9 protein-coding genes are annotated in these 19,964 nt (G+C 48.5%); 1 reads left to right on the forward strand and 8 read right to left on the reverse strand.

Annotated features, from left to right (window positions below; all coding sequences use genetic code 11):
* Positions 1–27: 27 nt before the first annotated feature.
* Together KBW69_RS09940 and KBW69_RS09945 are read right to left on the reverse strand one after the other, a co-directional pair.
* A complete protein-coding gene (locus KBW69_RS09940; RefSeq protein WP_257280752.1) occupies positions 28–3,270 on the reverse strand; it encodes a PEP/pyruvate-binding domain-containing protein in 3,243 nt (1,080 codons plus the stop codon).
* Entirely contained in the window at positions 3,218–3,457 is a 240-nt protein-coding gene (locus KBW69_RS09945; protein WP_257280753.1) for a hypothetical protein, read from the reverse strand. The genes KBW69_RS09940 and KBW69_RS09945 overlap by 53 nt, the downstream gene beginning before the upstream one ends.
* Before the next feature lie 43 nt (positions 3,458–3,500).
* Here KBW69_RS09945 and KBW69_RS09950 point away from each other — a divergent pair, with 43 nt between their 5' ends.
* Positions 3,501–4,001 (forward strand): hypothetical protein, encoded by a 501-nt coding sequence (locus tag KBW69_RS09950; protein WP_257280755.1) that lies wholly within the window; start codon positions 3,501–3,503, stop codon positions 3,999–4,001.
* Here KBW69_RS09950 and KBW69_RS23755 read toward each other — a convergent pair.
* From KBW69_RS23755 to KBW69_RS09975, 6 genes are all read right to left on the reverse strand, one after another.
* On the reverse strand, positions 3,891–4,121 hold the full coding sequence (locus tag KBW69_RS23755; protein WP_373690687.1) for a DUF4116 domain-containing protein: 231 nt from the start codon (positions 4,119–4,121) through the stop codon (positions 3,891–3,893). The genes KBW69_RS09950 and KBW69_RS23755 overlap by 111 nt on opposite strands.
* Positions 4,122–4,370: 249 nt before the next feature.
* Positions 4,371–5,180, reverse strand: a complete 810-nt coding sequence (locus KBW69_RS09955) for a hypothetical protein (protein ID WP_257280756.1) — start codon at positions 5,178–5,180, stop codon at positions 4,371–4,373.
* Between the two features lie 321 nt (positions 5,181–5,501).
* Entirely contained in the window at positions 5,502–8,768 is a 3,267-nt protein-coding gene (locus KBW69_RS09960) for a PEP/pyruvate-binding domain-containing protein (RefSeq protein WP_257280757.1), read from the reverse strand.
* A 233-nt stretch (positions 8,769–9,001) separates the two neighbouring features.
* Positions 9,002–12,244: a PEP/pyruvate-binding domain-containing protein gene (locus KBW69_RS09965; RefSeq protein WP_257280768.1), complete on the reverse strand. Its 3,243-nt coding sequence runs from the start codon at positions 12,242–12,244 to the stop codon at positions 9,002–9,004.
* 176 nt (positions 12,245–12,420) lie between these two features.
* Entirely contained in the window at positions 12,421–16,083 is a 3,663-nt protein-coding gene (locus KBW69_RS09970; protein ID WP_257280758.1) for a DUF4116 domain-containing protein, read from the reverse strand.
* Between the two features lie 158 nt (positions 16,084–16,241).
* On the reverse strand, positions 16,242–19,820 hold the full coding sequence (locus tag KBW69_RS09975) for a DUF4116 domain-containing protein (RefSeq protein ID WP_257280759.1): 3,579 nt from the start codon (positions 19,818–19,820) through the stop codon (positions 16,242–16,244).
* Between the last annotated feature and the right edge of the window lie 144 nt (positions 19,821–19,964).

A 19,964-nucleotide genomic window follows, 5' to 3' on the forward strand; every position in this document is an offset into this window, starting at 1 on the left:
TTCTTAATTTGCAAATTATCGAACGCGTTATAAGTCAGGGTGATCATTTCGAACACGTTTGCTGGCATATTTTAGCCCATGCTCCAGCAAGGCTTTCTTGACTTTTTCTTCTTGATCCCAGAGCGGCTCATCAGGTGGAATAATAAAATTCAGCTCATAATTGTGTGATGGGTTGATGACAAAATATTTATCTCTCAAATGGGGATACACATCCTCATACAATCGAGTAGCTCTTTCGGGATCAAACAATAAAAGATGCGGTAAGATTTCCCTGCGGGTATCATCACTTATCTCATCATTCATAAAAATTTTCCGAAAATCATCCTCCGATCTTCTCTCCAAGGATATTAAACACCGACAATTTGCTAACTGATCACAATACTCAATAAGCTGTTGGTGGTGGTTGCTTAATAACCGGTAGAAAGAAGGAAAAATAAATTCATTCCCAACATAAGAAATTGAGAAAAGGGCATGCTGAAAGGCGAATCTATCGGCTTCTGTCTTTACATCGCTATTAAGGCGTTGTGCAAGTATATTAAAATCCCACTGATCTCCTTCAAAAATCGCTATTTTCCCAAAGGTCATATCCAGATCACGCATACCAGCCAAGACTACAATTAGTTTACTAAAGGCACCCTGCATGCTTTCACGTGATCTCATTTGGGAGCATTCGACGGTCATTTTACCCACTACGGCGTTGAAGCTTATTTTCATGGTGTCAGCATTTTTATCCAGTTCGATTGCTTTTAGTAACTGTATCAGAAACCAAATACGCTTTAACTTGCCGGATTTATGATTGCTTTCGGATTCAAATTGGTCAGAAAAATTCAACCGCAAGGTACGTCCTTTCCCTCCCTCTGCATGTTCTAACAGCTCAACAAGGCCCACGTGAGTTCCTAACTTCAGATTAACAATCACGGCATTATCCATAATGACGACGATGGCTGAATACCTTGTTGTTTTTTCAATATATACTTTGTCGGACGATTTCAATAGCGGCAGATCTTCACTCGGGTTTGTGTAATCAACATAGGTGATGCTCCTATTCTTGGATACCTTGCCCTGACCAGAAGCCAATGCGATCGGTGCCAGTGCGTTTACAAAACGCTGATGCAGGGCAAAAATCAGCTCATGTACACTCCGAACCTGCTCAGCCTCTTTAGGGTTGAGTACCTGAAGACTGAATTGCAGCTGATGGCAGGTAGCCAACCACTCGCGAAATGATACTTGCCCTTCTTTACCGGCTTGCAAGGGATGGTTGATACGCTCTAACTCTGATCCGATGGTCTGCTTCAGTGTCTTAAACCGGTTGATCAATAGCCGTAATTCATCCAGCAACGTCTGGACCTCGGGTTCAATGTTGTTATCAGCCAACCGTAAGTACGCGCCGTAGCCATCCAATAGTGCTTGAGCACCATAAACCAGCCGATTTACGCTGTCTCTGTTCTCTAGCAGTAGCTTTGCGCGTTGCGGCGACATGCTCAGTTTTATCGGGTTTGCAAGGCAATCCAGTCCACCGCCGGGAGCAAAAAATGCCAACAGGCGGGCATTTTGATCCGTGAGCCATTGGAATCCGAGGGCAACCTGACTGAATGTGCCTTCAGGGGGGGACAAATCATCCCGTGAGGGGACAGCTGTCGTTAACGATACATCAGAAACAGCGGAGGACAGGCTTCTGTGACTGGCCAGTTTTTCGGTAATGTCACCGGCAACAATGAAGGCTCCGGGCTCACCGTTGAAGCGGGCGCAGGCCAGTGTCGCCTGTTGGCCATCCTGAGCGGCCACTGCCGCAAACTGTTCACCAGCCCGCATTAAGGTTATTTTTTCCTGTTTCAGGAAGATCGCTACATGATCATTGAATCCTGCTTCGCCAAGCACAACCCCCCCTGCCCGTTTGATGAACTCTGGCTCAAGCATCCAGTCTTCAGCGTGTTGTGCCACGGCAATGGCTCCCTCCGGCATAGAGTCTGCCTGTCGTTTTTTGGCCAGCCAGAGGGAGCCAGTGCAATAGCCTTCGCTGATACCCTCGCCAATGGCCAGGGTTTCTTCGGGTTTGGGTATAGGCATGGCAAAATCCATGCCGCCGGAGAGTCGGGTAACAGGCCGCACCTGCAACAGGAATAGGCGACCCTGATGATCGATGGCAAACTCCACATCCACGGGGCAGAGAAGAAGGTCTTCCAGCTTTGTCAATGCGTCCTTGAGTTCTGAAATCGTGTCATCACTGAGTTTCTGTCCACCGTCGTTTGATTGAACATCGGCCTCATAAATTTCTTGTTCCGAGTAGCCGCTGTCGTCTTTGTGCAGGATGAAGTGACTTGAGACCTTCCCGGGAACGTATTGATAATGGTCAGTTCCTTCTTTATGATCCTCGCGAAAAATATCGATGCGGTGGGGCGTGTTGCCAAACTGCCCTGCCACTACGCCTTTGGGTTGACCGGGCGTGTACTCAACCCTGACGGTATCATCCTGAAAAGATTGAAAGCTCATGGCGACCCCGCCATATCGGCAATCAACACAGTATTGAATAATCAGCGCCATGGGTTGCTGCATCCCTTCGGGACAGACTTCAGGCCGGTAAGCTGAGGCCATGACCTTAAGGCAGGTACGCAAAACATCGTCTTCTCCCTGAACCACAGAGAGGTATTTGCCCGCCTGGGCATCGCCGTAGTTGTCTTCGTTGATGCCAGAACTGCGAACAATCACCGGCTGTGATGTGGCGAGCTGATGGCGCAGTCCCCTGATTTGTCGGGCCGCTTCAGAATTTTCAACCTGTTCGTAATAGTCATCACTGGCAACAAATTGTGCCAGACCCGCCAGCCAGCTATCCCTTTTGGTTTGCTCAGAAGGCGGCAAGCCAATGAGGTGCTTACGGATGCTCGCCAGGCTGGTCTCTGCCCCCGGTTCAAGGACGATCCCGGGGAGATAGAGGTCTAAAAACCGGGTATCCAGAGGGTGTTGTTCAAGCGCATTCATGACTTGAGCAGTAACACATTCGAAGGGTGGAACAGGCAGACCGGCTCTCTTCATGCGCTGCAAAAACATTCCCTTGCCACCAAGTTGTTCCCGGTTGTCGGCAGAACAGTCTGTAGGCTGATCCGAGAAAGTTGAACTGCAGGTGCGCTTGTCTATCGACGTAGGGTCGGGAACACCACTGGGATCAAGATCACAAAAATACCTTTTGAGTGAACTATAAGCCCCAGCATCCTGTTTGCGATCACTGTTCGGGCTTTGAAGATCTAATGTGCCAAAACTGGCAGGTAACGTCATGATAACCTCTCATGTTAATATTCACCCATGATTTAATCGCCAGCGCATAAAACGACTGCCCAATCTGCCCAAACCCCTGACGCACCGCCCCGGTCACCTGCCGCATCCAGGTTTTCAGCGTCAGTTGATCCTCGTCACTGGCCGGTGGGTCAATCAAGCCAGGCGGTTTGTTGTTAAAGTCATCCATGGTCTATGCTTCAACCTCTTCCATCGGTTAACAGGAGCTGAGTGTGTCGGACACGCTGTTCAACCAACTGAAAAACATCGGCATCAGTGAGGAGCTGGCGGCAAAAGTCAGTGCCTCCCTCGATCCGGACTACAACGCCAGCAAGAAAGACGTGCTCATCATGCAAGAGGCCATCTTTCAGCACCAGGCGCTTTTCAATCAGAAAATGGCCGACATGAATGCCAAGTTTGATGCCGAATTCAAACAACAGAAAGCTGAGTCTGACGCCCGCTACGAAAAACAGAAAGCTGAGTCTGACGCTCGCTACGAAAAACAGAAAGCTGAGTCTGACGCTCGCAAAGCCGAATCAGACGCCCGCTACCACGAAGTGAAAGCCGAGTCAGACGCCCGCTACCACGAAGTAAAAATGGACAGCATGAGGGCATACGCCGAACTAAAAACCGAAATCCACACCACCATCAACCGGCAATACCTTGTCACTTTTGGCAGCGCCCTGCTGACCATTGCTTCCGTACTGGCGGTAAACTGGTACTTTCATGTTTAAACTTGCAAAATAAAAAGCTCTCGGATGCGAATCGATAGCGGTCATTACAACTTCATCATCATCCTGCATTTCCTCGCTGGCATATTGCAAGCCAATGCCGGATTGTGTCACGACGGACATAACGACCCAGGCGTTGGGGATCTGATACGCCAAAAAGTAGCAGATAACATCATGACATCCCTCCGATGTTACTATTCATCCGTGATTTAATCGCTAACACATAATGCGATATCTTTGTTTATCTTCTGACAATGATATTTTTATTAAGTTCAGTCGCCAGTATGAATCACGCAATATCAAAAGTAACAATAAGCTGGTAACGCGGCTTGTCCCGGTCATCAATAACTTTGATAAAATCAACGCAATCATCTATTTACATATATCATCAATCACCTGCAGGGCTGCCTGTAGGCCAGCCAACTGCTCCTTTAATTTTTGATAAGTTTCATAGGTATTGATGATTTCTTTCAGTCTGACATCATCCTCAAGTGACCTTCTGTCGGGATCATAAATGGCTGTTGCATCTTTTGCCAACTCCAATGCCTTCATTAAGTCCACGCAAATACTGGCGTTGTTGAGTAATTTGGGTGTAGGGCCAGCCTCAGGCTGCCGATTGACAGCCCGTCTGCCACGATCCCTTGCAGACTGTACATTAATAGTACCCACCTGCTTTTTCAGTTGCGCCGTGTAGTATGCGACGGGTGACTCTTTTACGGTACCGCAGCGCATGGCCATGGCGTAGTCAATTACCTCCCGGGCGGTTTCCGAATCGATATCCACCCGGGGGAGACAGGTGTCCCATGTATGACTCAGTTTGAGACACTCAAGTCGTAATTCGAGAATAGCGTCGGTCAGCTTTGTTTTTTTTTCCTGACGTGCAGCAAGCTCATCCGACAGATTGCATTCTGATGAACTCTCAAGGTCCTCTGCCTCTGAGGCTCCCGCTGCTGCCTGTTCATTTTTCTCCCGAACACAAACCAGAACAGGAGGATCGTCAGGCACCTCAGGCAAGGTAATACTGCACTCGTCCAGTGTTTTGGGTGCAGCATTTTGGTGTCTGAAGGAAGGAATATAGGGAACAACATGCTTTGGCACGGCAGGTAGCATGTCAGTTATATAACCATCGTCGTCTGAATCACGATTCAGGACTTCAAGGGCAGCCGCCATCAGATCTTGCATGAAAGCTTCATGACCAGGAATGGCCAAAACGGGAAAATTGGGTACCACACAACCACCTAATAACAAAACTGAAAAACATTTACTCCCGGAAAAATTGCCGAGAATAACTGTCAGAACCATCAGAAATTTGCTGAAATTCACACCATACCCTTCAAAAGATACGCAAACCTTCAGGGTAGACCAACCTGTAAAAAAAACCTGAAAAGGCGGAGTTGGCCGTTGATTTGAAATCCATTCTGGCAAGCGATCTACCGACCCATCCATGGACTTCTGAGGACGTCGATAGCAAAGTATTTATCCCTCAAATGGGGATACACATCCTCATACAATGGAACAAAAGCTCTTTTGGAATCTGACAATGTAAGAGTGATCTTTTCGGGCGCGTTTGCTGGCATATGTCAGCTCATACTTCAGCAGGGCTTTGCCGGGTTTTTCATGATCATCACAATGCGGCTCAATGGGTTGAACAATGAAATCTGGCTTATAACCATGTGTTGGTTTGAGAACAAAGTATTTACCTCTCAAATGGGGATAAACATCCTCATACAATGGAACAGCTCTTTTAGGATCTAACAATAAAAGATGCTGTAAGAGTTCCTTGCGGATGTCATCACTCATCTTGTCACTCATAAACATTTCCCGAAAACTGTTCTCCGATCTTTCCTTGAAGAGGAATAACTCCTTAGCATGATGAATAAACTGCTGTTGGTGGCTGCTTAATAACTCACAAAAAAAGGGAATACCGATAAATTGGGGGTCATAAAAGATTGAGAAAAGGATATGTTGAAAGGCGAATCTATCGGCTTCTGTCGTACCATTGCTATTAAGTTTTTGTGCAAACACATTAACGTCCCAATCAACACGATTAAAAATCGCTATGTTCTTCAAGTGCATATCCAGATTATACGTGCCATTTAACGCAGTAATCACTTTTTCAAAGGCATCCTGCTGGGCTGGACGTGATGTCATTCGGGAGCATTCGACGGTCATTTGACCCGCTACGGCATTGAAGTCTATTTTCATGGTGCCAGCATTTTTATCCAGTTCGATCTCTTTTAGTAACTGTGCCAGAAACCACATACGCTTAAACTTGCCGGATTTAAAACAGCTAAATTCAAATTGGTCAGTAAATTTCAGTCGCAAGGTTCGTCCTTTCCCTCCCTCTGCCTGTTCCAGTAGCTCGATAAGTCCCACATGAACGCCTAACATCAGATTAACAATCAAGGCATCATTCATACTGACGACCGTTCCTACACGCCCATTTTGTTCGATTGATTCTTTGTCGGATGGCCTCAAAAGCGGCACATTTTCACCCTGGCTCGTGTAATCAACATAGGTGATGTACTTTTTCCTGGACACCTTGCCCAGACCAAAAACCAATGCGATCGGTGCCAGTGCCTCTACAAAGCGCTGATGCAGGGCAAAAATCAGCTCATGGACACTCCGGACCTGCTCAGCCTCCTTAGGGTTGAGTGCCTGAAGGCAGGATTGCAGCTGATGGCAGGCTGCCACCCAATCACGAAATGATATCTGCCCTTCTTTACCGGCTTCCATGGGAGGGATGATACTCTCTAACCCTGATCGGATGGTCTGCTTCAGTGTCTCAAACCGGTTGATTAATTTTGGCAATTCTTCCTGCAATAACTTAACTCTGGCTGAGCGTCTTTTACCCGCCAACCGCAAATATGCCCCGTAGCCATCCAACAGTGCCTCAGCGCCATAAACCAGCCGATTTACGCTCTCTCTGGTCTCTGCCAGTAGCTCTGAACGTTGTGGTGACATGCTCAGTTTTATCGGGTTTGCCAGGCAATCCAGTCCACCACCGGGAGCAAAAAATGCCAACAGGCGGGCATTTTGATCCGTGAGCCATCGAAAACCGCTGGCGACCTGAAGGAGTCTGCCTTCAGGGAGGGACAAATCATCCCATGATGGGACAGCTGTCGTTAACGTTAAATCAGAAACGGCAGAGGACAGGCTTCTGTGACTGGCCAGTTTTTCGGTAATGTCACCAGCAACAATGAAGGCTCCGGGCTCACCGTTGAAACGGGCGCAGGCCAGTGTTGCCTGTTGCCCGTCCCGGGCGGCCACTGCCGCTAACTGACCACCGGCCAGCATCAACGTTTTTCCTTCCTGTTTCATAAGGATCGCTACATGATCATTGAATCCTCCTTCGGCAATGACAACCCCCCCTGCCCGCTTCAGGAACTCAGACTCAAGCATCCACTCTTCAGCATGCTGAGTTACGACAATGGCTCCCTCTGGCATAGGGTCTGCGTGTCGTTTTTTGGCCAGCCAGAGGGGTCCGGCACAGTAGCCTTCGCTGATGCCCTCGCCAGTGGCCAAGGTCTCTTCGGGTATGGGGAAGGCAAAATCCATACTGCCGGAGAGCCGGGTAACAGGCCGCACCTGCAACAGGAACAGGCGCCCCTGATGATCGATGGCAAACTCCACATCCACGGGGCAGAGAAGAAGGTCTTCCAGCTTTGTCAACGCATCCTTGAGCTCTGAAATCGTGTCATCACTGAGTTTCTGTTCACCGTCGTTTGATTGAACATCGGCCTCATAAATCTCTTTTTCCGAGTAGCCGTTGTTGTCTCTGTGCAGGATGAATTGACTTGAGACCTTCCCGGGAACGAATTGATAATGCTCAGCTCCATCTTTGCGATCCTTGCGAAATATATCGATGCGGTGGGGCGTGTTGCCAAACTGCCCTGCTACTACGCCTTTGGGTTGACCGGTTGTGTACTCAACCCTGACAGTATCATCCTGAAAAGATTGAAAGCTCATGGCGACCCCGCCATATCGGCAATCAACGCAGTGTTGAATAATCAATGCCATGGGTTGCGGTATGCCTTCGGAGCAGACTTCTGGCCGGTAAGCTGAGGCCATGACCTTGAGGCAGGTACGCAAAACATCATTTTCTCCCTGCACAACAGAGAGGTATTTGCCCGCTTGGGCGTCGCCGTAGTTGTCTTCGTTGATACCAGAACTACGGACAATCACCGGCTGCGATGTGGAGAGCTGATGGCGCAGATCCCTGATTTGTTGGGCCACTTCGGAATCTTTAACCTGTTCGTAATAGTCATCACTGGCAACAAATTGTGCCAGATCCGGCAGCCAGCTATCCCTTTTGGCTTGCTCTGAAGGCGGCAAGCCATTGAGGTATTTCCGGATATTCGCCAAGCTGGTCTCTGTCCCCGATTCAAGGACGATCCAGGGAAAACAGCGGTCTAAAAGACAGGTATCCAGAGGGTGTTGTTCAAGCGCATTCATGACCTGAGCAGTAACACATTCGAAGGGGGGAACAGGAAGATCGGCTTTCTTCATGCGCTGTAAAAACATGCCCTTGCCGCCAAGTTGTTCCCGGTTGGCGGGACAGCAGTCAACAGTCTGAGCCAAAACAGCTGAATGGCAAGTGCGTTCGCCTATCGACCTTGGCTCGGGAAGACCACTGGGATCAAGATCACTAAAATACCTTTCAGGTGAACTATTAGCCCCTTTGAATGAACTGCCAACCCCAGCCTTCTCATTGGGCTCAGTTGTCAGGCTTTGAGGATTTGATATGTCAAAAGTAGTATCAACTAACATCAGGATATCCCACCCATGTTATTATTCATCCATGATTTAACCGCTGACGCATAAAGCGATCACTTTCTTTAGACAATGTTTTTTTTATAAAGTTCAGTCGACAGTCTGAAGCACGCAATAGGCTGGCAAAACGATTTGTGCCGGTCAGCGATGTCAGAGTTGATCCGCAGATTATTGAACACGTTTAAAGGTTGATAACAAAATACTTATCTCTCAAATGGGGATACACATCCTCATGCAATGGAACAACAGCTCTTTTGGGATCTAAAGATGTAAGAGTAATCTTTTCGAACACGTTTGCTGGCATATTCCAGCCCATACTTCAGCAGGGCTTGCTCGATTTTTTCATTATGATCACAATGCTGCTCAACGGGTTGAACAACGAAATCTGGCTTGTAATCATATGTTGGTTTGAGAATAAAGTATTTACCTCTCAAGTGGGGATACACATCCTCATACAATGAAACAGCTTTTTCGGGATCCAACAATAAAAGGTGCTGTAAGAGTTCCTTGCGGGTGTCATCAGTCATCTTATCACTCATAAACATTTCCCAAAAGCTGTCCTCCGATTTTTCCTTGAAGCATATTAACTGCTTGGCATGATAAAAAAACTGCTGTTGGTGGCTGCTTAATAAGCCACAATAATCGGGAACACTGAGAAAATCAGCGACATAAAGGATTGAGAAAAGGCTATGTTGAAAGGCGAACCTATCGACTTCTGTGGTAACGTTGCTATTAAGTTGTTGTGCAAACACATCAAAATCCCACCGAACTCGATTAAAAATCTCTATTTTCTCCAAAAACATATCCAGATTACTCATACCATATAACGCAATAATCAGTTTTTCAAAGGCAGCATGCATGGTTTGACGTAATTTCATTCGGGAGCATTCGACGACTATTTGGCCCGCTACGGCGTTGAAGCTTATTTTCATGGTGTCTGCATCTTTATCCAGTTCAATTGCTTTTAGTAAGTGCGTCAGAAACCACATACGCTTTAACTTGCCAGATTTAAAATAGCTAAATTCAAATTGGTCAGTAAATTTCAGCCGCAAGGTTCGTCCTTTACCTCCCTCTGCCTGTTCTAGTAATTCGATAAGGCTCACATGAACTCCTAAATTCAGATTAACAAACAAGGCATCATTCATATTGACGACAGTCCCTATAACCCCTATTTCTTCAATTGATTCTTTGTCGGATGGCCTCAAAAGCGACACATTCTCGCCCGGAGTCGTGTAATCAACATAGGTTATGCACTTATTCTTGGATACCACTCCCTGACCAGAAGCCAATGCGATCGGTGCCAGTGCGTTTACAAAGCGCTGATGCAGGGCAAAAATCAGCTCATGGACACTCCGGACCTGCTCAGCCTCCTTAGGGTTAAGTGCCTGAAGACAGGATTGCAACTGATGGCACGCTGCCACCCAATCACAAAATGATACCTGCCCTTCTTTACCGGCTTGCAGGAGATGGGTGATAGGCTCTAACTCTGAACGGATGGTCTGCTTCAGTGTCTCAAACCGGTTGATCAAGAGCGGTAATTCATCTCGCAATAACTTGACCTGGAGTGAACATTTGTTTCCAGCCTGCATCAAGAATGTCTTGTAACCCTGCAACAGGGCTTCAGCCCCATAAACCAACCGATTTACGCTGTCCATGGTATCTGCCAGTAGCTCTGAACGTTGCGGCGACATGCTCATTTTTATCGGGTTTGCCAGACAATCCAGTCCACCACCGGGAGCAAAAAATGCCAACAATCGGGCATTTTGATCTGTGAGCCATTGAAAACCGCTGGCGACCTGAAGGGGTGTGCCTTCAGGGAGGGACAAATCATCCCGTGACGGGACAGCTGTCGTTAATGGTAAATCAGAAACAGCAGAGGACAGGCTTCTGTGACTGGCCAGTTTTTCGGTAATGTCACCGGCAACAATGAAGGCTCCGGGCTCACCGTTAAAGTGGGCGCAGGCCAGTGTTGCCTGTTGGCCATCCTGAGCGGCCAATGCCTCAAACTGTTCACCGGCCCGCATTAAGGTTATTTGTTCCTGTTTCAGGAAGATCGCTATATGATCATTGAATCCTGCTTCGGCAAGGACAAAACCCCCTGCCCGTTTGATGAACTCTGGCTCAAGCATCCAGTCTTCAGCGTGGTGGGCCACCACAATGGCTCCCTCTGGCATAGAATCTGCTTGTCGTTTTTTGGCCAGCCAGAGTGGGCCGGTGCAATAGCCTTCGCTGATACCCTCGCCACTAGCCAGATTCTCTTCGGGTATAGGCATGGTAAAATCCATGCCGCCAGAGAGCCGGGTGACAGGGCGTACCTGCAACAGCAACAGTTGACCCTGATGGTCGATGGCAAACTCTACATCCACAGGGCAGAGCAACAGGTCTTCCAGCTCTGTCACCACCTTCCTGAGTTCTGAAACCATGTCATCACTGAGTGATTGCCCACCGTCGTTTGAATGAAAATCAGCATCAAAAATCTCTCTTTCCGAGAATCCGTTGTCGTCTTTGTGCAGGATGAAGTGACTTGAGACCTTCCCGGGAACGTATTGATAATGGTCAGTTCCTTCTTTACGATCCTCGCGCAAAATATCAATGCGGTGGGGCGTGTTGCCAAATTGCCCTGCCACTACACCTTTGGGTTGACCGGGTGTGTACTCAACCCTGACGGTATCATCCTGATAAGATTGAAAGCTCATGGCGACCCCGCCATATTGGCAATCCACGCAGTGTTGAATAATCAACGCCATGGGTTGCGGTATACCTTCGGAACAGACTTCAGGCCGGTACGCTGAGGCCATGACCTTAAGGCAGGTACTTAAAACATCCTTTTCTCCCTGAACCACAGAGAGGTATTTGCCCGCCTGAGCATCGCCGTAGTTGTCTTCGTTGATGCCAGAACTGCGGACAATCACCGGCTGTGATGAGGGGAGCTGACGACGCAGTTCCCTAATGTGTCGGGCCGCTTCGGAATCTTTAACCTGTTCGTAATAGTCATCACTGGCAACAAATTGTGCCAGATCCGCCAGCCAGCTATCCCTTTTGGCTTGATCTGAAGGCGGCAAGCCATTGAGGTGGTCCCGGATGTTCGCCAGACTAATCTCTAACCCCGGTTCAAGGACGATCCAGGGAAGGCAGCGCTCCATAAGACGGGTATCCAGAGAGTGTTGTTCAAGCGCATTCATGACCTGAGCAGTAACACATTCGAAGGGTGGAACAGGCAGACCGGCTTTCTGCATGCGCTGCAAAAACATTCCCTTGCCGCCCAGTTGTTCCCGGTTGGCGGGAGAACAGTCAGCAGCCTGAGCCAAAACAGCTGAACGGCAGGTGCGCTCGCCTATCGGCCTTGGGTCGGGAACATCACTGGGATCAAGATCACTGAAATACCTTTCAGGTAAACTATTAGCCTTAGAATTATGATTGGGATCAGTTGTCAGGCTTTGAGGATCTGACTTGCCAAATACAGCAGATAACATCAAGATATCCCTCTGATGTTTTTATTTATCCATGATTTAATCGCTAACGCATAAAGCGATCACTTTCCTTCGACCATGATGTTTTTATAAAGTTCACCCGTCAGCCTGAAGAACGCATTAAAAGAACGGCAATAAGTTGGTAATAAGGTTTTCACTGCCATCGTTGTCAGAGTTGATCAGAGCTTGGCCAAAAATGTCCTGACGTATTTATTAACTTCGGGATTTCTTTGCTTCGCTGAATCGATAAAAGACTTATCATTTTTAAGTTGAAAAGCCGCATATTCGAAAGCACGAGGATTTTGTTCAATTAACTCCAACATATACTCGCGATCATTCAACACCGCATGACTGGCATGCCTTAAGTAAATGATACTATGAGCAATTGCACGATTAACAATGTCTTTATCGCTCTTGATTCTCTCACTTGCAAACCCCAAAGCTGCTGGATCGTTTGCAACAGCGGCCATCACCACCTTCTCATCATTCTTAAGTCTATGGCTGGCATATTTCAGCTCGCCACCCACTCGAGTGACTGATGCAATGACAACATCGCTATCATCCCCCAGTTCTTTACTCACATATTCCAGTTCACCCGGATGTTCTTTAATGGCGGGTAACACAACGTCTTTATCATTCAAAACCCGTTGGCTGGCATATTTCAAACCCTGTTTCAGCAGGGAATTCCTGACTTTTTCTTTATAATCCCCAAATGGCTGCCCCGGTGGAACATCAAACTCCAGACGACCACTGCGAGGTGTTTTGATAACAAAGTATTGATCTTCCAAATGGGGATGCAAAAGCACAACCAAACGAGTACCGTTTTGGGGATCTTCCAATAAATAATGCTGTAGGAGTTCACTGCGGGTGTCCTCAGCGATCTCACCACTCATTAACATTTTCAGAAGCTTATGCTCCGATGTTTTCACGCACCTCGAAAAACACTGAACATGTTCAATAAACTGTTGTTGGTGGTCGCTTAAGAACGGGTAGAATCGGGGAACTCTGTGTAGATAGGTATAACTGATTGTGAAAAGGCAATGTTGAAAGACGAACCTATCGGCTTCTGTCGCAAGGCCGCTATCAAGTCGTTGTGCAAGCGAGTCAAAATTCCACTGATTTTTTTCACAAATGCGGCTTTTCTCAAAACGATGATCCAAATCTTTCATATCACGTAATACAACGATCAGTTTTTCAAAGGCTTCCCGCATGGATGGACGTGATTTCATCTGGGAACATTCGATGGTCACTGTACCTGCTATGGCGTTGCAACGGGTCTTTATGCCATCAGAATTTTTATCAAGTTCAATCGCTTTCAGTAACGCTACCAGAAACCACACACGCATGAACTTGCCGGCATTAAAATCCCATTCAGCATCAAATGTATCTGAAAATGTCAGCCGCAAGGTTCGTCCTTTCCCCGCCTCTGCGTCTTCAAGTAGCTCGATAACGCTCTTATGATTTCCAAGCGGCAGGGTAACAATCAAGGCATTATTCATATGGATGACAGTCCCCCGAAACTCCAGCCGTGCCATGGTTTCTTCGCCGGATCGACTCAATAGCGGATCCTTTTTACACGGGGTCGTGCAATCCACATAAGAGATCCTGCCTATCTTGGATGACCTGCCCTGACCCGAGGCCAAAGTGACTGGTGCCAGTGCTTCCACGAAGCGCTGATGCAGAGCAAAAATCAGCTCATGGACACTTCGAACTTGCTCAGCCTCACCGGGATTGAGAGCCTGAAGAGAGGATTGCAGTTGCTGGCAGGCTGCCACCCACTGACTAAACACTCTCGGGGATACCTGCCCTTCTTCAGCGGCCTGCATGGGCGTAATGATACTCTCTAACCCGGATCGAATGGTTTCTTTCAGCGTCCCGAACCGGCTGCTCAGTTCCGGAAATTCATCCCGCAATGACTGAACCTCGCGCGAACAGCTTTTACCGGCCAGCCGCAAGAAGGCATCGTAACCCTTCAACATTTCTTCAGCCCCATAAATCAGCCGGTTTACGTTGTCCCTGGTCTCTCCCAGTAGCTTTGCTCGTTGCGGTGACATGCTCAGTTTTATCGGGTTCGCCAGACAACCCAGTCCACCGCCGGGGGCAAAAAACGACAACAGGAGGGCATTTTGATCTGTGAGCCAGCGAAAACAGCTGGCGACCCGACGTAATAAGCATCTATGTTGGGGAGCCAATTCAGGCTTTGACGGGACGGCTTTCGCTAACGGCTCGTCAGAAAAGGCAGAGGACAGGCTTCTGCAACTGGCCAGTTTTCCGGAATAGTCACCGACAACAATAAAGGCTCCGGGCTGTCCGTTAAAGCGGGCGCAGGCCAGTGTCGCCTGTTGGCCTTCCTGGGCGGCCACCGCTGCAAACTGTTCACCGGCCAGCATTAAGGTTTTTTCTTCCTGTCTCATAAGGATCGCCACATGATCGTTGAACCCTCCTTCGGCAAAGACAAAACCCCCTGCCCGCTTCAGGAATTCGGGCTCAAGCATCCACCCTTCAGCATGGTTGGCCACGACAATGGCTCCCTTTGGCATCGTGTCTGCCTCGCCTTTTTTGGCCAGCCAGAGGGAGCCGGTGCAATAGCCTTCGCTGACGACCTCACCAGTGGCCAGACTGCCTTCCGGCATGGGCATGGCAAAATCCATGCCGCCCATGAGTCGGGTTATGGGACGCACCTGCAACGGGAACAGGCAACCCTTATGATCGATGGCAAACTCCACATCCACGGGGCACAGCAACAGGTTTTCCAGCTTTGTGGCCATCTTCCTGAGTTCTGACACCGTGTCATTAGTGAGTTGCAGCCCACCGTCGTCTGATCGGCCATCCGCATTATGAATGATGGCTTCCGAATAGCCGTTATTATCGGTGTTTTTTTGGAGAATGAAGTGACTTGAAACCGTCCCGGGAAAGTATTCCCAGCTGTCAGTTTCTTCTTTGCGAGCAATATCGATGCGGTGGGGCGTGTTACCGGACTGTCCTGCCACTACGCCTCTGGGCTGACCGGGTGTGTACTCAACCCTGACGGTATTATCCTGAAAGGACTTAAAGCTCATGACGACCCCGCCATATCGGCAATCAATGCAATGCTGGATGATCAACGCCATGGGTTGAGGTATACCCTGGGGACAGACTTCAGGCCGGTAACCTGAAGCCATGACCTTAAGGCAGGTACGCAAAACATCCTCTTCGCCCTGAACTTCAGAGAGGTATTTACCCGCCTGGGCATCGCCGTAGTTGTCTTCGTTGATGCCGGAACTGCGGACAATCACCGGCTGTGATATGGACTGTTTGTCCAGCTCACCGCGCAGGCCTCTGATGTGTCGGGCCGCTTCAGAATCTTTAACCTGTTCGTAAAAGTCATTACTGGCAACAAATGTCGCCAGACCCGCCAGCCATTCATCCCTTTGGTTTTGCTCTGAAGGTGGCAAGGTGCTTAGGTATTCCCTGATCTTCATCAGGCTGCACTCTGCGTCCGATTCAAGGGCCATCCCCGGAAGATAGCGGGCTAAACAATGGGTATCCAGAGGGTGTTGTTCAAGCGCATTCATTGCCCGGACTGAAACACATTTGAACGGTGGCACAGACAGACCTATTGCCTGCATGAGCTGCAGAAACATTCCCTTGCCCCCGAGCAGTTCACGGCATGGGGGAGAGTTGTCAGTAGCCAGACCCGGGACAGATGCACTGCAAAGGCGCTTGGTAATTGGCGTTGTGCAGACAGGGATGGTGTCAGTATCCCTGAAATACCTATTGGATGAACTACTGGCCCGGGTATCCTTATTCGGATTCGTTGCGGGGACTTGATGACATGTTTTTTCAGATCCGGCGGGTAACATAAATATATCACTTCAAAGTTAATATTCATCCATGACTTAATGGCCAAGGGGCTGTCAAATCAATCAATTAACTTCGTTAGACTGGGATCTTTTTATAAAGTTCCTCCGTTAGCCTGAAACACGCAATAGAAAAAAACAACGATAAGTAAAAAGTACTATCAGCCATGGCCATTAGAATCATTTTTTTTATCGCTTCGTAGTCTTTTACTGGCATATCTCAGAGCGTCCGGTTCATTTGCTACAGCAGCCATGACCACCTCTTTATTATCCTGAAGTTCCGGGCTTGCATAAATCAGCGCCAGGCCATTTTGACTGACTGCAGCCATGACCACCTTTGTATTACCCTTAAGTTCCCGGCTTGCATAGTCCAGCGCCAAGCCATTTCGACTGACTGCGGCAATGACAACATCGTTATCATTCTTCAGTTCTTTACTCGCATACATCAGGTCATCTGGATATTCTGCAATGGCTGCTAATACCAGCTCTCTATCATTCAGAATCCGTTGACTGGCATATTTCAGTCCGTGATTCAGCAAGATATTCCTGACCTTGTCTTTATCATCTGAAAGCGGATGAGCCGGTGGAAGATAAAACTCCAGTCTGTAACACCAGGATGGATTGATAACAAAGTATTGATTGCTCAGGCCATACACCTGCTCAATCAATTGGGGAGCGTAAACGGTATCTTCCAATAAATAATGATGCAAGAGCTCCGATCGAGTGCCCTCAGCGATCTCATCACTCATTAACAGTTCATGCAGACTGTCCTCTGATTTTTCCTGCTGAGATACCAGGAACTCACACTCAGCTAACCGCCGTGCATAGTGAATAAACTGTTGGAGTGGGTTGCTTAACAATCGGCAACAATCGCGATCAATATGGAAACCACCCCCATAAAACATTGAGAAAAGGCAATGTTGAAAGTCGAATCTATCGGCTTCTGTCGCAACATCGTCATTAAGGCGTTGTGCAAGCATGTTAAAGTTCCACTGAACTCCATTAGAAATGCGACCTGCAAAGTGTATATCCAGCCAGTCCATGGAATGCAGCACGATCATCAGTTTTTTGAAGGCTTCCTGCATGGATTGACGTGAACTCATTCGGGGACACTCTACGATAATCTCTCCCGCTGTGCCGTTGCAACTTAGCTTCATGGGACCAGCATCTTCACGCAGCTCTATCGCTTTCAGAAGCTTGACCAGAAACCACATACGTTTTAACTTGCCAGCTTTTTCCCAACCAGAAATTTTATCGAATTGGTCAGAAAATTTCAGTCGCAAGGTTCGTCCTTTCCCTCCCTCTGCGTTTTCAAGCAGCTCAACAACACCCTTATGAGCTCCAAGATTCAGGTTAACAATCAGGGCATCATCGATGATGACCGCAGTCCCTGAAAGCCGTAATTTTTTGATGGATGCCTTGCCGGACGGATTCAACAGCGGTTCCTGTCCACCCGAATTATCCGAAGTTGTGAAATCAACGTAGGTGACGTTCTCTTCCTCAGACACCCTACCCTGACGTGAAGTCAGAGCAACCGGTGCCAGCGCCTCTACGAAGCGCTGATGCAGGGCAAAAATCAGCTCATGGACACTTCGGACCCGCTCAGCCTTCGAGGGGGTGAGTGCCTGAAGACAGGATTGTAGCTGATGGCAATCTGCCACCCACTGACGAAACACTCTCTGGGATACCTGCCCTTCTTCAGCGGCCTGCATGGGCGTAATGATACTCTCTAACCCGGATCGAATGGTTTCTTTCAGCGTCACGAACCGGTTGCTGAGTTTCGGAAATTCATCCCGCAATGACTGAACCTCGCGCGAACAGCTTTTACCGGTCAGCTGCAGAAAGGCTTCGTAACCCACAAGCATTGCTTCAGCCCCGTGAATCAGTCGGTTTACGTTGTCTCTGGTCTCTGCCAGTAATTCTGATCTTTGCGGCGACATGCTCAGTTTTATCGGGTTTGCCAGACAATCCAGTCCACCGCCGGGGGAAAAAAACGACAACAGGCGGGCATTTTGATCGGTGAGCCATTGAAAACCGCTGGCGACCTGACGGAATGTGCCTTCAGGGGGCGACAAATCATCCCTTGATGGGACGGCTTTCGTTAACGACACATCAGAAACATCAGAGGACAGGCTTCTGTGACTAAGCAGTTTTTCGGTCATGTCACCGGCAACAATAAAGGCTCCGGGCTTATCGTTAAACCGGGCGCAGGCCACTGTCGCCTGTTGGCCACTCTGGGCGGCCACCGCTGCAAACTGTTCACTGGCCAGCATTAAGGTTTTTTCTTCCTGTCTCATAAGGATCGCCACATGATCATTGAATCCTCCTTCAGCAAAAACAAAACCCCCTGCCCGCTTCAGGAATTCGGGCTCAAGCATCCAATCTTCAGCATGGCTGGCCACGACAATGGCTCCCTTTGGCATCGTGTCTGCCTCGCCTTTTTTGGCCAGCCAGAGGGAGCCGGTGCAATAGCCTTCGCTGACGACCTCACCAGTGGCCAGACTGTCTTCCGGCATGGGCATGGCAAAATCCATGCCGCCCGTGAGTCGGGTTATGGGACGCACCTGCAACGGGAACGGGCAACCCTTATGATCGATGGCAAACTCCACATCCACGGGGCAGAGAAGCAGGTCTTCCAGCTTTGTCACCATCTTCCTGAGTTCTGACACCGTGTCATCAGTGAGTTGCAGTCCACCGTCGTCTGATCCGCCATCCGCATTATGAATGATGGCTTCCGAATAGCCGTTATTATCGGTGTTTTTTTGGAGAATGAAGTGACTTGAAACCGTCCCGGGAAAGTATTGCCAACTGTCAGTTTCTTCTTTGCGAGCAATATCGATGCGGTGGGGCGTGTTACCGGACTGTCCTGCCACTACGCCTCTGGGCTGACCGAGCGTGTACTCAATCCTGACGGTATTATCCTGAAAGGACTTAAAGCTCATGACGACCCCACCATATCGGCAATCAATGCAATGCTGGATGATCAACGCCATGGGTTGAGGTATACCCTGGGGACAGACTTCAGGCCGGTAACCTGACGCCATGACCTTAAGGCAGGTACGCAACACATCCTCTTCGCCCTGAACTTCCGAGAGGTATCTACCCGCCTGGGCATCGCCGTAGTTGTCTTCGTTGATGCCAGAACTGCGGATAATCACCGGCTGTGATGTCGAGGATCCAATCAGCTGACTGCGCAGTTCAGTGATATGTCGCGCGGCTTCAGAATCTTTAACCTGCTCGTAAAAGTCATCACTGGCAATAAAGCTTGCCAGGCCCGCCAGCCATTCATCACTTTTGTTTTGTTCTGAAGGTGGCAAAGTATTGAGGTATTCCCTGACCTTCATCAGGCTGCACTCTGTCCAAGGCTTAGTGGCAATCTCCGGAAGATAGGGGGTTAAACTCTGGATATCCAGTGGGTGATGTTCAAGAGCGTGCATTACCTGAGCGGTAACACATTTAAACGGTGGGACAGACAATCCTGTTTGCTGCATGCGCTGCAAAAACATCCCCTTGCCACCCAGTTGTTTCCGGCTGGCGGGAGAATAGTCAGCAGCCTGATCTGAAGAAGATAAACTGCAGGCGCTGCAGAGGCGATTGGCCAGTGGTGTTTCGCCGATCGGAACGCCACTGGTATCAGGATCGCGGAAATGCCTTTTGAATGAATCACTGACCTCGCTATCCTGAGTTGGATTCGTTGGCGGGATATGCTGAAATGATGTGTCAACACGATCTGGTAACATCAAGATATTCCTTTAAAGTTAATATTAATCCATGATTTAATGGTCAGGAGCTTGTCGCATTAATCAATTAATTTCGTTTGACTATGTTTTTTTTATAAAGTTCACACATCAGCCCGAAAAAACCATTTGATCAGGATATAAAAG

The sequence above is a fragment of the Endozoicomonas sp. ISHI1 genome (assembly GCF_024606225.1).
Lineage (GTDB): Bacteria > Pseudomonadota > Gammaproteobacteria > Pseudomonadales > Endozoicomonadaceae > Endozoicomonas_A.

What these genes read in the sequence shown, in the direction of transcription:
- KBW69_RS09940 (WP_257280752.1), bottom strand. Translation starts at nt 3,270, where the DNA reads ATGACGTTACCTGCCAGTTTTGGCACATTAGATCTTCAAAGCCCGAAC.
- KBW69_RS09945 (WP_257280753.1), bottom strand. Translation starts at nt 3,457, where the DNA reads ATGGATGACTTTAACAACAAACCGCCTGGCTTGATTGACCCACCGGCC.
- KBW69_RS23755 (WP_373690687.1), bottom strand. Translation starts at nt 4,121, where the DNA reads ATGTCCGTCGTGACACAATCCGGCATTGGCTTGCAATATGCCAGCGAG.
- KBW69_RS09955 (WP_257280756.1), bottom strand. Translation starts at nt 5,180, where the DNA reads ATGCAAGATCTGATGGCGGCTGCCCTTGAAGTCCTGAATCGTGATTCA.
- KBW69_RS09960 (WP_257280757.1), bottom strand. Translation starts at nt 8,768, where the DNA reads ATGTTAGTTGATACTACTTTTGACATATCAAATCCTCAAAGCCTGACA.
- KBW69_RS09965 (WP_257280768.1), bottom strand. Translation starts at nt 12,244, where the DNA reads ATGTTATCTGCTGTATTTGGCAAGTCAGATCCTCAAAGCCTGACAACT.
- KBW69_RS09970 (WP_257280758.1), bottom strand. Translation starts at nt 16,083, where the DNA reads ATGTTACCCGCCGGATCTGAAAAAACATGTCATCAAGTCCCCGCAACG.
- KBW69_RS09975 (WP_257280759.1), bottom strand. Translation starts at nt 19,820, where the DNA reads ATGTTACCAGATCGTGTTGACACATCATTTCAGCATATCCCGCCAACG.